Here is a 13,787-nt window from a genome sequence, read left to right as displayed (position 1 = left end):
CACTCCTTAAAGCTATCTTTTCCATGCTATATCAATTAACTTACTAAACTTTAGATAAGAACCTGTTTCATCTACGCCTAGTTTTGAGTCAGTTACAAAACTTTGAGTTTTGCCATTATTTTTAAACTGGTCTCGTAAGGTTTCATTTTTGCTTATTGTTTGACGAAGATAATTTTCATCATGAGTAATTTTTTTTGCTCCTTTATCTTGAAAATATATATTTCCTTCAGCTACAATAGTTCCACGAAAATTGACTTTTCCCTTAATATAAACATCACCTTTAGTAATAATTATCCCTTTTTTAATATCTTCATTAATTGTAATAGATATATCAGGGCTATTATTTATCCTAATCAATTCATTAGCTTCATTAATTATAATATTATTTGTAAAGGCAAATTGATCTGTTATCATTGTCCTCGTACCTAATCCGTTAAAAACTCTTCCCTCGTTAGATAAAGTTACGACCTGAGGATCACTCATTTTGTTTACATAATATTGATAGTCTTCGTTCTTTTCTGTAAATATTGATGCTATATCATTGTTATATTTACTTGAAAAAATATTATTTTTACTAATATATACTCCAGTAGAGTGTCTAACGTTTTCAAGTTGTAAACCATTTTCACTGCCTAAATTAAGATTTAAGCCATAATAATCGTTTTTATAATGCTGAAAATATTCACTCTTATCAACAACAGTATATAATTCTTCAGTGCCACCAGATAAGAAATATTTATTCGCTAAAAACAAGGGCGGAAAATAATTAATTATAATATTATCAGGATGGAATTTTCCTTTTCGAGTCAGGTCTTTTAAATACTGCGTATAAGCAACATAATTTCCTTTAATACATACACTTTCACCTGTTTGATAATCATATTTTTGATCCAGCTCATCCTTTAATTCACTAATATATCCTGTGCCTCCAATGATAATTCCATAACCAAAAATTTTATTATTTTTATCATTATATTTTTCAGAATAATAATCATTTCCAACTAATTGACTGGTCTCAGTATCATAACCAGGTATCTCTTCGCCAGTAATTTTTAAAGAAGTGCCACTGCCAAGGTCAGGGCTGTTAATTACAATACTACTACTTTCTTCATGGTGGCTACTGTTACTTCCTTCAGTAAAACCAAAATAACTACCATTTATTACGATCTTAGCATTTTCCCCATTTAATTCAATATCGTCAAGTGTATTAACCGTTCCTTTGTCTATTGTAACTGCACAATTTTTTGTTTTCTCGGGAATCTCTAAAATCTTACAGTAGAGATCTCCATTATTTAGGGTAATCGAAGAATTACTATCATTAGTAAGGAGATATTCATTGGTGGCTACTTGACCATTATAAACACTTAAATTTACTCCCTTACCCTCATTACCAACTATAATGCCACCTTTTGTACTTCCATTTTCTGCTGTGCCATAAGCATAAATATCACCCTTAATTGTTACATTATCATCTTCTACAAAAATATTTTTTTCGGTGGTAAGAGATTTTTTCCATAAAATATTTTCATCTAATTGTACTACTGTATAATCCGAAAAATAAGCCGCGCGGTAATCAGGAACTTTAAGGATAAAAGTTGCTCTAACATCCTTTTCTATTTCTTTATGTGTAAATTCGGATAATAAGGTGATTTGATAGTTACGATATTCCTTGATTTTTTCATCAACTATCTCATTTTCTATTTTATCTTTTGATTCTTCTGCATCAGGTTCCTTTTCTGAATCCTCTGATTCTTGGTTAATTATTTGATAGAGACTAATAGGCTCAATAATACTTACTTGTGCATTAGAAGAATCAATATCCTTATCAACTATATTGTAATTTTTTCCATTTAAAATAGTTCCTTCTAATTTTTCGTTTACAGATGTTGTGTACCCCTCCCTAAACCAATTTATCATTGTATTTTTTTTATCTTTTTCTAATCTTTCTTGGTCAATAAAACCTTCGTCGGTAAGGTAAGGACTTTCATATATCTCGATTTTATTTTCTGGATCTAAAGCAGCTTTTTCTCTACTTTCTTCCTCTTTTTTCTTTTCTTCTTCGATGAATTCGTTTAATTTTTCATCTACTTTTTCATTTCCAACGTCAATTCCTTTTTCGATAACTTTTCCTATTTCAGCATATGCTTCTTGCAGTCCTGACTCTGCTAGATATAAGGAGTTTTTAGCATTTTTATCAACGACTTTCATTTTTAAATTTACTGTACTCACTGATAAAATGGTAATACCTAACATACTTAAAATAGATAAGAAAAATAAAACAAGGACAAGGGTAGAGCCTGTATTTGATTTAAATATTTTTTTAAGCATCCAGGGCCCCCTAATCTATAGTTTTTAGTCTTACAAGTTCTGTTAACATCGTATCATCTTTTTTCACTTGAACTTTAAGTTTATAGACAGTATTTTTATTCTCATTTATTGAATCTAACTCTTCTAGATTTTCAAATATAGCTACTTTACCTTTTAGTATATTAATAAAAACTCTATTTGTATTGCCTTTAGGGTAAATCATGTAAATTTTTGCTAATTGATCCGAATCATTAGCTATACTTATTGTTTTTATTGTATTAGCATCACAAATTATTTTAGTACTTTCTATATTAGAATTATCAAACACAATCTTGTATCCATCGCTTATATTAGATGCATTAATTGTTTTAGTTGCACTAATACCAGAATCATGGAAATCATATCCCTTACTAACTTCCGTCGGCTCATAGACTATAACCTGTAGATCTCCTTCTATTTCTGTCGTCTTTTTTTCTGTCATATTCATATAATAAGTAGGATCAGCTACTACCTTTTCCATATATTTTTGAGCTAATTGAGTAGCAGTCAAATAATCTCTGGCAGCGATATTACTATTAATGCTAGTTATGAATAAAGTTGAAATAGGATAAATAATTATTCCTAAAATTGCTAAGCTTAAAATAATTTCGATTAAGGTTATACCTTGTGAATTTTTGATGTCTTTAAACATATCAATTCCTCCAGCCTATTTTTCTAAGCTAACATTTCCTTCTTTGTGCTGGATCTTGATTCTTGGCTTTTGTGTATCATCCCCATTAACTATTACTCTTAAATTTAAATCAGACTTATTGCTAAGGGATAAATTAATACCGTTATTATCTTTTTCATTTACCCTGTTTTGCGTATAGATACGTAGAACTACTTCGCCATTTACTGGCTTAAATTCTACTTGACTAGAATCAAAGTCTTTGGGATAACTGTCTAAGCGTGTTTTATATTTATAAAAATACTTATTGTCTTTTTGAAAAACTTGAAAAGTTACATTTTCATAATCAGGATTATCAGCAAAAACATAAGTTTGCATGCTTGCATCTTTTGATTTACTCATGACTACTGAAGGCAAATCAGAGGTTATTGGATTAACATTTATAATAAAATCGCTGGCAAGGGCTTTAATTGTACCATTTGTTACCTCTGCTTGTGGTTTAGAATATCCTGCTATTGCTTTAAAAGGATTATCTTTTCCATATGTATTATTTATTTCCCATTTGTAATATTCTTCTTCAATTTGTAATTTAGGTATTGCGTAAAAATTTATCGCAATATTAGCAGAAAGATTTTCTGTAAAAACATCCGATTGACCTATTTTTAGGCTTTCTAGGAGAATCTTTTTATCAAAACCCTCAAGTTTCTTAATAAAATCCAGGATTTGATTATATGTTCCCGTGAAACTGAGGGAAAGTTTAATTTGTTCTACAGGAACGACTTCTTTATTTTCCTCGTTTTTAGGTTCCTCTTTGTTTTTAATATCTTTTCTCTGAAAATAGGAGTCATTCATATCTTTAAGTAAGTTGGATTTTTTTTCTTCAGGCTTTGAATCTGTTTTTTCTCTGATATTTTTTGTTTCTATCTTAGAAAAATCTATGCTTGATACTTGTATATTAGTTTCTTTAATCATTTGATCTATATCTAAGATTAACCTTTCTTGTCTGATAAAAGGTAGGAATTTCTCACTAGCCTTTTGATCTTTTAAATTAGCAACTTTATATTCTTTATCTACAAGTTTTTTAGAAGCGATTAATTCTTGATATATATTTAATTTTTCTTCTAATAATTCTAATTCTTCACTTTTGTCGGTTACTTTAGTATATAAAGGTACAAAGATAAATTGGTAATAAGCAGTACATATTATAATTACGGCTAAAAAAATTAAGAGATTTTTTTCACGATTAGTTAGTTTCACCATTATTCACATCCTTAAAAAAAGTACATATAAGGTTAAACTGCTTATTTCCTGCACTCGTCATTTCTTCACTTGCACTTTCATCATTAATAATGTCAACATGAACATCATCAAATAAGAGTGTTTTCTTCAAATTATGTTCTAACTCAGCTACTGCAATATTATTAGTAGCTATGCCTTGAATTTTAATTGTCTCGTTATCTACAGAAATATCCTTTATAAATGATTGTTGGGGCAAAGAATCTGCTATTACTTCTAACTGATGACTATGAAATTTGTCCACTTCAACTATTTGTTGATTAATTTTTTTCACTATATTATAGTGCTTTCGTAATAGGTCTACTTTTTCTTTTTTCTTTTCAATTTCTTTGGCCTTTTTTAGCATTTCTGGATTACTTAATTCAGCTTGAACAAGATTAATTTTTTTTTCTAGGTGATTTGCTTTTAAAATTTGAGTTGTTGTTATACCTGTAAATAAAATAAATATTGCTAGCGTACTTATTAAAATATATAGTTTTTTCTTTGAAGATCCTTTTCTATCTATATAATACGAAAAAAAGTTAATATCACGCATATTTTATGCTTACCTTCCTTTCAGGGATGCTATGGCATTTAAGTAATCCCCTACAACTATTTCTCCAGGTAAATTATCTAAATTAACATTATGTACTTTATTAATTTTAAATGTAGGTATATTCATCATTTTATCTAGGTACTCAGGCATACCTGGAATATTTGAACTACCTCCATATAAATAAATTTCATCTATTTTGTTACCTACTTTACGACTTGAATAAAAGCGAAATACTTTTTGAATTTCTTGAATCCAGGTATCAATACTTGTCTTTATATTCTCGTTGACCATATTTTGAGAATCATTTACAAAAACAGTGTCTGTTAAATCTGCATATTCAAGCTTTCTTTCTTCTGCTTCTTGTAAAGAAAGGTTAAAAACATTAGCTAAACTCATATCAATATCTTTTCCGCCATAATTTAACAATCTGGTAAATCGCATAATTCCGTTTTCAATGATGGTAAGATTAAGATATTCATATCCACAATCTAAAAGAGCTACGGTTTTATCTAGGTCAGTATTTTCATTGTTTTTGACAAGTTCTTCGGGTGAAAATTTAGTGACTGCAGTAGCATTAATATCTAATGAAATAGGCTTTAATTTTAAAACCTCTGTTAAATTCAAATACCCTTCTACTATATTTTTAGGTAAGGCTACAATTAAAATCACTAAGTTTTTGGATTCTTCAGTAATTAGTTCTTCTAATATTCTATACTCAATTATGTAATCTTCTAATCTAATGGGTAAATACTGTTCTATTTCTAGCTGAACCATCTGGGTTAAGTCTTCTTCTTTCTTAACATAGGGAATAATAATTTCCCTGGTTATCGCTTTTGTGCTTTGCAGGGTAAAAACTACTTCTTTTAACTTAATTTTATTTTCATCCAAAAATTTATCTAAGGTTTCAATCATTACATTAAGATTAACTATTTCGCCATCATCAAAAGTATCTACTGGAGTAGGAATTTTCCAAACTTGTTCTATGTTTATATTATTTTTTCTAGATTTTCCAATTACGACTTTTGTGGTAGCTGTTCCTATTTCTATGGAAATTGTTTTTTTAGCAAACAAACTTTTCACCTCACTATTTACCCTAAAATCAAGTGTAGATACCATTTTATAATATTTGTGCCATACAGCATTGTAATAAGAGCTGCAACACTAATAAAAGGACCAAATGCAATTGGATCTTTACGCTTTTTAAGTTTAAAACCTAGCAAGAAAAGGGAAAAAACTGCCCCAATAATAAAAGATAAAAATGTAATTAAAAGAATATCTTTAACCCCTAAGGCTAGTCCTAAAACTCCCATTAACTTAATATCTCCGCCCCCCATACCACCTTTGGAAACAAGAGCTATTACTAAAAATATCCCTCCACCTAATAAAAGACCAAATATTGCATCAATTAGGGAAGTATACGAAAAATTATAAAATATAATAAAAGCACCTGATACAATGAGACCAAAAAGGTTACATTCATCAGGTATAATTTGCAAGTGGTAATCAATAACTGCAATAACTAACAGCAAACTTGCTAAAATTGCATATTTTAAGAAAATAATTGTAAAGCCATACTTTAGGAAAAATAAAATATAAAGTATGGCATTAAGTAGTTCAATCACAGGATATTGTAGAGAAATCTTTTCTCCACAATACCGACATTTACCCCTAGCCAATAAATAACTAAGTACGGGCACTAAATCCCCTGGCCGTAAATTAGTCTCACACCGCGTGCAATGAGAAGGCGGAAAAGCTATGGATTCATGATGTGGAAGACGATAAATACATACATTTAAAAATGAGCCAATTAATAGTCCAATAAAAAACACAAAGTAAATCATAGCTTCTCCTTTCAGGGTGGTTAGGTATTAGGTTTAGGGTAGTAATTATCAACCATTTGAAGGAGGAGGGGTAGTTGCTTTATCTGCTCCTTCGATATAGGTATAGGTTTTACCATCACCTTTGGTTGCATCTGAAGTCCATTTAACTTCGTACTTTCCATCGGAGTTATATGATAATTCAAATGTTCCACCTGATTGCGGTGTTTTAGTTCCGTCAAAATATTCTACTTTTAATGGATTAGTACCAGGAGTGGTAGCATCTTTTAAACCAGTTACTACTTTTTCATCTACCGAATGCTGTAATCTTGCTGCCTTGACAATTGAAGCTGCGGTCGAAGAGTCCGATTTAATTCTTGCTTCTTTCTGAATCCCCAAGTAGTTCGGTACGGCTATAGCTGCGATAATACCTAGGACCGCAATTACGACAATTAATTCTACTAAGGTAAAACCTTTTTTGTTCTTAATTTTTTTTGTAAGTTGCTTATTCATCATGTTGTTTCCCCCTTTAAAATAATTATATTTATTTACTAACCTAGCTTCGCTTTTAGTGGTAATTTACTCCCCCTTTGTCATAGTTTTTTAGTTTCTGGTGCTGGATATTAGGTGTTTACAGTTTCCATCATTTTGAACATTGGTAAAACCATGGCTATAACAATTGCACCAATGACTAAAGCCATCAGGATAATCATTAAAGGTTCTAATAAAGTGGTCATTTTTTGCAAGGATGTTTCAACTTCATCATCATAAAAATTAGCCGTTTTTTCAAGGACGTCGTCTAAAGCTCCTGATTCCTCACCAATATGAATCATGTTGTCTAACATCGGAGGGAAAATCCCTATTTGTTTAATCGGAGTAGCTAAATCTACTCCTTTGCGTACCTCTTCTTTTGCATTTAAAATTCCTTTTTCTGCGACAACATTACCCACAATCTTGGCTACTATTTCTAAAGCTTGAATTAAGGGTATACCACTTGTTAATAAAGTCGATAAGGTTCTCGTAAACCTAGAAGTAACTACTTTTTGGGTTAAGTCTTTTAAAACAGGAATTTTAAACTTAAGGTGGTCAACGAAAAAATGTCCTTTATCCGTAGTAATATATCTTTTCACTAAGAAAACTAGTGCAATCAAGAAAGCTACAAGGATATACCAATAAGTTTGAATAGTTTCACTAATTGAAAGTAATATTCTCGTAGGAAGCGGGAGCTCTACTCCACTTCCTTCAAACATACCCACAAAAGTAGGCATAATAAAAATTAATAAAAAAACTACTACTAAAATAGAGACAATACTTAGAATTAGGGGATACATCATCGCACCCTTTACTTTATTATTAATTTTATTTTCTTTTTCAAAGTGTACTGCCATACGTTCCATGATAATATCCAAGGTTCCACTAACTTCTCCTGCTTCAACCATGTTAATTAATAAATCTGGAAATGTATCATTATATTTACGGATAGATTCTGAAAATGTTAATCCCTTTTGAACATCTTCATATATTTGGTTAATTACACTACGTAATTTCTTGTTTTCAGTTTGCGTTTTTAATGTGTCTAAACAATTCAAAACTGTTATCCCTGCATTTAGCATAGTATAAAATTGGCGACAAAAAATAGAGATATCTTTTGTCTTTACTTTATTCATAAAGTTTAAAGATAATGTATGTTGTCCTTCGATAATTTCTTCAATACTAATAGGTTGATAATTGTTTTGCCTAAGCATCGTTAAAACTTCGACTTTTGTCTTTGCGGTATAATTATCTTGTATTTTTTCACCATTTTTATTTATAGCCTTATATTTAAAAGTGGGCATCGATTCAACCCCTTAATTAATATGTAAATTCATTATATTCCCATTAATTTGTTTAAACTGTCTCGATCTACGGCGAAAGTAAGGGCAGTTTTACGATCTACTAATCCTTGATTATAAAGTTCTAAAATTGCATTATCCATGGTGTTCATGCCAAACTTTCTCCCAGTTTGAATATTTGTTTGTAATTGATGTGTTTTTCCTTCACGTATTTGATTTCTAATGGCCGAGTTTGCAACCATGATTTCTAAGGCTGCTACTCTTTCTTGTACTCCAACCTTTTCTAATAGTTGCTGAGAAATAATGCCTTCTAAAACACTTGAAAGCTGAACTTTAATTTGTTGTTGCTGATTAGAAGGAAATATATCTATGATTCTATCAATTGTTTTTGCTGCACCTACAGTATGTAAAGTAGAAAGTACTAAGTGACCTGTCTCAGCTGCAGTAATAGCAATACTAATTGTTTCTAAATCACGCATCTCACCAACTAAAATGACATCAGGATCTTGTCTTAAAGCAGAACGCAAGGCATTAGAAAAACTCTTTGAATCATTACCAATTTCTCTTTGATTAACTATACTTTTATTATGTTTATGAAGATATTCAATTGGATCTTCTAAGGTAAGGATATGACAGCTTCTTTTTGTATTAATATAATCAATCATAGAAGCTAGCGTTGTTGATTTCCCACTTCCCGTTGGTCCTGTAACTAAAATAAGTCCTCTTTGTTTCATAGCAAGTTCTTTTAATATCGGTGGAAACCCTAAATCATCAATTGAAGGAATATTTAAGGCAACGGTTCTGATAGCTAAACTATAACTACCTCTTTGCCTATAAATATTTATCCTAAACCTTCCAAGTCCTGCAGCTGAAAAGGATAAATCTAGTTCTCCATTTTCTCTTAATGTTAAAAGTTGATTTTCATTAAGTAATTCTTGCACAAAATTATCTGTATCTTGGGGAGATAAAGGTCTATCATTTATTTTATGAAGACTACCACTAACCCTTAAAATTGGTGGAATACCCACAGTTATATGCAGATCAGACGCATTTTTTTTCAACACTTTGTCTTAATAAGTCCAGTATAAGCATAATTTTTCTCCTAATCCAAGTTATAAGATACGTTGATTAATTCTTCGACTGTAGTTATACCTTCTAAAACTAATTGAATACAATTTTCTTTAAGAGGAATCATGCCCTGCTCTATAGCAGTTTGTTTTAAAAGGTCTATACTTTTATTTTGATCAATTTCGAGTCTTATTTCTTTATTAACAGCCATTATTTCATGAACTGCTGTGCGCCCTTTATATCCTGTATAATTACAGTAACTACAACCTTCTCCTTTATATAAAGGCGTTTTTTCATCTATACTTAGTAATTTTCTCTCAATTTCATCTGGAAAATAAGATTTTTTACATTCTGGACATATTTTACGTACTAACCTTTGAGAGATAACACCAAAAACAGAAGATGAAACTAAATAGGGTCTTATTCCCATATCTACTAAACGTACAACGGTTGAGGGTGAATCATTGGTATGCATAGTACTTAATACAAGATGACCTGTAATAGCGGCTCTAATTGCAATCTGAGCTGTTTTTTCGTCTCTTATTTCCCCAATCATAATGATATCCGGGTCTTGCCTTAATATTGATCTTAAGACATTTGCAAAGGTTAAATTTGCTTTAAGATTTACTTGTACTTGATTTATACCCTCTAAATTATATTCAATTGGATCTTCTACGGTAACTATGTTTTTTTGTTCGCTATTTAATTCTCTTAAAATTGAATATAAAGTTGTAGTTTTTCCGCTACCTGTGGGGCCAGTTACTAAAATAATTCCACTAGGCTTTTGTATGATACGATTGAAAATTTCTAAGTTTTGATCAGAGAAACCTATCTTACTTTTAGACATTAAAAAAGTACTTCTATCTAATAGCCTCATTACAACCTTTTCACCATATGAGGTAGGCAAGGTTGAAATACGCAAATCTATGTCCCTTCCGTCTACATTAGTTTCTAGACGGCCATCTTGAGGTACTCTTTTTTCTGCAATATTCATTTTTCCCATTATTTTAATTCTCGTAATTATTGGAGAATGGGTGGATTTTTCCGGCGCCATTATTTCTTGTAATTGTCCGTCTATCCGAAAACGAACTCTGACATTTTTCTCATAAGGCTCTATATGTATATCACTTGCTTTAGTTTTAATGGCCTGTTTAATAATAGAATTAACTAATCTAACAACAGGGGCATTATTTATTTCGCTTAAAACTTCATCATTTATATCAGTTAAGTTATCAATATCATACTGATTTTTAAAATCTGCAACTGCTTTTTCCGCACTTTCCGTTCCATAATAATAATCTATAGCATTTAAGATTTCTTGTTTAGATGAAATAGCAATAATAACCTCTAAACCAGTAGCGATACTTACATCGTCTATGGCAAATATATTTAAGGGATCAGCCATAACGACCGTTAATTTATTATTACTTTTTTTAACAGGTACGAGCAGATATCTTCTTGCTAAGTTTTCATTTATTAATCTAGGTACTTCTGGATTTATGTAATACCTTTCTAAATTAATATAGGGTATTCCTAGCTGTACTTCTAAGGTTTTTATTATATCTTTTTCATCTATAATGTTTTCATCAACTAAAATTTCTCCAAGTTTTTTGCCTGTATTTTTTTGTAGCTTAATGGCATCCTGAAGTTGTTCGGGTAAGATTAATCCTGCAGATACTAGTAAATCTCCTAGCCTTTTCCTCTTTTCCATAGTGCCTCCCTTGGAAATAGTACCTTAACACAAATAAAGACCAACAATAAATAGATCATTGTTAGTCGGTTACGCCACTGCATCAACATGACATCGGCGTCCAAACACAGTCATGAATCATTTGCCCAACAGATAAATTGTTTTTTGATTTGATTTTATCCTAATTTAACTATTATTTCAAGTATTTATAATAGGTGAAAAATTCACCTAATTGATTATAATCAACGAGGTGAATTTTTTTTAACTTACCAAATATTCAAGTCTTAGCTTATCAGCAAGCATTGCGATAAACTCTGAGTTAGTAGGCTTACCTCTGTCTAAATTAATAGTATAGCCAAAGAATCTGTTCATAAGCTCTACATTGCCTCTATCCCAGGCAAGTTCGATGGCATGACGAATAGCCCTTTCAACTCTACTTGGAGTGGTTTCATACTTATTAGCAATCATCGGATATAACTCTTTTGTGATAGCACCTAAAAGGTTTAAATCATCAACAACATACATAATTGCATCTCTTAAGTATTGATAACCTTTAATGTGGGCAGGTACACCCATTTGATGAATGATATTAGTAACCTCAATATCTAGGTTTTTGATGCCCTTTTGCTCTTTTTCTCCAGTACTTTCTGCTGGTCTTTGTAGTTTTACTTTTTTATAACCTTTTCCTAGCTCTTTAATTCTATTTCCTAATACATCTAAATCAAAAGGTTTAAGTAAATAATAATTCGCACCTAATTCAACAGCTCTTTGGGTCATAGCTTCTTGACCAAAAGCTGTTAACATAATTATATTTGGTCTTTTTGATTCTAAAGCTAATTTTTCTAAAACGCCAATTCCATCTAAATGGGGCATAATTATATCTAAAACTACTACATCTGGATTTAGTTCCTTTATTTTATCTATTGCCTCAACGCCATTATTTGCGATTCCAACAATCTCTATGTTTTGATCCTCCGAAAAAAAATCGCTTAATATTTCACAAAAATCTTTGTTGTCATCTGCAATAAGTAATTTAGTTAATTCCAAAATTAAAACGCCTCCTATTAACTTTATCCTGCTGAACTATTTTCGACAAAGACCAATAAATCTCCTTCAATCTTTTGGAAGCTTATAAAGATAAAGTTTCGAACTTTTTCTTGCCACACCTTGTTTATTCGTCAAAATTCTTTTTAGTTTTTAATATTTTTGAGAAAAAGAAAAACTTGAGGCAATTAAGCCCCAAGTTTAGTTTCCTCATTTTTATCTAAGATACCTGCTTCCATTAACATGTCTTCAATAAAAACTCCATATCCTCTAGTAGGATCATTTATAAAAACATGGGTTACGGCTCCTATTATTTTACCATTTTGCACTATCGGTGAACCACTCATTCCTTGAATAATTCCACCTGTAATCCCAAGTAATTTAGGATCAGTTATTCTAATAACCATTTCTTTGCCATCATTTTTTCCTAACATAACCTTATCAACGTTAATTGAAAATTTTTCTACTTTTTCACCTGAAAGTACTGTATAAATTTCAGCTGGTCCTGTCTCAATTTGATGTGAAAAGCCAACTGGTAAAGGCTCACTTATATTTGTAGCAAGATTTTTGTCCATTTCACCAAAAATTCCACAGTAACTATTTACTTCTATATTTCCTAAATCTGAATTTTTTATAAAAGTTCCAACTTTTTCCCCTGGGTAACCTCTTTTGCCAGCACGAATGCCTTCAATGTGTGCTTTTATTAACTTTCCTTGTTTGATGACTATTTGTTTGTTAGTATCTACATCTGAAATCATATGACCTAATGCTCCATATTTTTTAGTATTAGGATCATAAAAGGTCAAAGTACCTACTCCACCAGCATTATCTTTTACTAATAAGCCTATACGATAAGTGTTCGTTTGATAACATTTTATCGGCTTAATTGTTTTCTTTACATAGATATTTTCTTTTTTTATGGTTAAAACTATTTTTTCATTGTTTGTTCCAAAATCATTTATTAGCTTTGCTAATTCTTCATCTGTTGTTATTGTTTTTTCATTTACAGCGACAATGCTATCTCCAATATCGATTCCTGCATCTTCAGCTGGCGATCTAGATTTATTATTTTTATCAATTACAGGAGAAAATCCAACTGTAAGAACTCCTTTAGTTCTTAATAAAACTCCAACTGCCTGACCTCCTGGGTATAATTTCATATCAGGCACAACACTGACGCTAATATTTTTTATGGGAATTAATCCAAATAACATTAGACTCATATCAAATTTACCTGGTACATTTGCAATGGAGTTTTTTTGATTTGAAGACAAGACTGCCTTATTATTAAGGTTGTTTTGATTATTTTTAATTTTCAAACTAAAGTTATCCTGTAATTTTTTTGGAAATAAAGTGCTTACGGAGGGATTATCTCCAACTGCTATTATTTGTTCTTTTGGAATAGATAAATAACCATTAATGGGTAGTGCAAACATAGATGCTATCAACAAATAGGCAAAACATAAAAGTAAAGGTCTTTTGTTTTTTGGGGGCACTATATTTCACATCCTTTTGCCCCCCGTGCTTTTCC

The 13,787-nt window shown here is 30.8% G+C and carries 12 protein-coding genes; all 12 read right to left on the bottom strand.

Annotated elements, in window-relative coordinates:
• Positions 1-12: 12 nt before the first annotated feature.
• The 12 genes from B8965_RS10355 to spoIVB all read right to left on the bottom strand — a co-directional run bounded on the left by B8965_RS10355 (position 13) and on the right by spoIVB (position 13,752).
• On the bottom strand, positions 13-2,328 hold the full coding sequence (locus B8965_RS10355) for a pilus assembly PilX family protein (RefSeq protein WP_084054121.1): 2,316 nt from the start codon (positions 2,326-2,328) through the stop codon (positions 13-15).
• Positions 2,329-2,338: 10 nt separating this feature from the next.
• Positions 2,339-2,998: a type IV pilus modification PilV family protein gene (locus B8965_RS10350; protein WP_084054120.1), complete on the bottom strand. Its 660-nt coding sequence runs from the start codon at positions 2,996-2,998 to the stop codon at positions 2,339-2,341.
• A 15-nt stretch (positions 2,999-3,013) separates the two neighbouring features.
• The gene (locus B8965_RS10345; RefSeq protein ID WP_084054119.1) at positions 3,014-4,234 is read right to left on the bottom strand and encodes a hypothetical protein; all 1,221 of its coding nucleotides are present in this window, start codon (positions 4,232-4,234) and stop codon (positions 3,014-3,016) included.
• Positions 4,218-4,805 carry a PilN domain-containing protein gene (locus B8965_RS10340; protein WP_084054118.1) on the bottom strand — a complete coding sequence of 196 codons (588 nt, stop codon included), beginning with the start codon at positions 4,803-4,805 and terminating at the stop codon, positions 4,218-4,220. The genes B8965_RS10345 and B8965_RS10340 overlap by 17 nt, the downstream gene beginning before the upstream one ends.
• 9 nt (positions 4,806-4,814) lie before the next feature.
• On the bottom strand, positions 4,815-5,876 hold the full coding sequence (gene pilM, locus B8965_RS10335) for a type IV pilus assembly protein PilM (protein ID WP_159446333.1): 1,062 nt from the start codon (positions 5,874-5,876) through the stop codon (positions 4,815-4,817).
• A gap of 17 nt (positions 5,877-5,893) precedes the next feature.
• Positions 5,894-6,646 (bottom strand): prepilin peptidase, encoded by a 753-nt coding sequence (locus B8965_RS10330; protein ID WP_084054116.1) that lies wholly within the window; start codon positions 6,644-6,646, stop codon positions 5,894-5,896.
• 48 nt (positions 6,647-6,694) lie between these two features.
• Positions 6,695-7,138, bottom strand: a complete 444-nt coding sequence (locus B8965_RS10325; protein WP_084054115.1) for a type IV pilin protein — start codon at positions 7,136-7,138, stop codon at positions 6,695-6,697.
• Between the two features lie 107 nt (positions 7,139-7,245).
• On the bottom strand, positions 7,246-8,457 hold the full coding sequence (locus tag B8965_RS10320; protein WP_084054114.1) for a type II secretion system F family protein: 1,212 nt from the start codon (positions 8,455-8,457) through the stop codon (positions 7,246-7,248).
• A 32-nt stretch (positions 8,458-8,489) separates the two neighbouring features.
• The gene (locus B8965_RS10315) at positions 8,490-9,518 is read right to left on the bottom strand and encodes a type IV pilus twitching motility protein PilT (RefSeq protein WP_084054113.1); all 1,029 of its coding nucleotides are present in this window, start codon (positions 9,516-9,518) and stop codon (positions 8,490-8,492) included.
• Between the two features lie 38 nt (positions 9,519-9,556).
• Positions 9,557-11,233, bottom strand: a complete 1,677-nt coding sequence (locus B8965_RS10310) for a GspE/PulE family protein (RefSeq protein ID WP_084054112.1) — start codon at positions 11,231-11,233, stop codon at positions 9,557-9,559.
• 240 nt (positions 11,234-11,473) lie between these two features.
• Positions 11,474-12,262, bottom strand: coding sequence for a sporulation transcription factor Spo0A (spo0A, locus tag B8965_RS10305; RefSeq protein ID WP_084054111.1), 789 nt, complete (start codon positions 12,260-12,262; stop codon positions 11,474-11,476).
• A 182-nt stretch (positions 12,263-12,444) separates the two neighbouring features.
• A complete protein-coding gene (spoIVB, locus tag B8965_RS10300; protein ID WP_084054110.1) occupies positions 12,445-13,752 on the bottom strand; it encodes a SpoIVB peptidase in 1,308 nt (435 codons plus the stop codon).
• Between the last annotated feature and the right edge of the window lie 35 nt (positions 13,753-13,787).

It is taken from the genome of Desulfonispora thiosulfatigenes DSM 11270 (genome assembly GCF_900176035.1).
In the GTDB taxonomy this organism is placed as follows: Bacteria; Bacillota; Peptococcia; order Peptococcales; family Desulfonisporaceae; genus Desulfonispora; species Desulfonispora thiosulfatigenes.
Note: the sequence above shows the minus strand (reverse complement) of the source record. Positions and strands in the feature narration are given on the sequence as shown.

Coding starts and splice junctions, on each gene's coding strand:
- B8965_RS10355 (WP_084054121.1), bottom strand. CDS start 2,328: ATGCTTAAAAAAATATTTAAATCAAATACAGGCTCTACCCTTGTCCTT.
- B8965_RS10350 (WP_084054120.1), bottom strand. CDS start 2,998: ATGTTTAAAGACATCAAAAATTCACAAGGTATAACCTTAATCGAAATT.
- B8965_RS10345 (WP_084054119.1), bottom strand. CDS start 4,234: ATGGTGAAACTAACTAATCGTGAAAAAAATCTCTTAATTTTTTTAGCC.
- B8965_RS10340 (WP_084054118.1), bottom strand. CDS start 4,805: ATGCGTGATATTAACTTTTTTTCGTATTATATAGATAGAAAAGGATCT.
- B8965_RS10330 (WP_084054116.1), bottom strand. CDS start 6,646: ATGATTTACTTTGTGTTTTTTATTGGACTATTAATTGGCTCATTTTTA.
- B8965_RS10325 (WP_084054115.1), bottom strand. CDS start 7,138: ATGATGAATAAGCAACTTACAAAAAAAATTAAGAACAAAAAAGGTTTT.
- B8965_RS10320 (WP_084054114.1), bottom strand. CDS start 8,457: ATGCCCACTTTTAAATATAAGGCTATAAATAAAAATGGTGAAAAAATA.
- B8965_RS10310 (WP_084054112.1), bottom strand. CDS start 11,233: ATGGAAAAGAGGAAAAGGCTAGGAGATTTACTAGTATCTGCAGGATTA.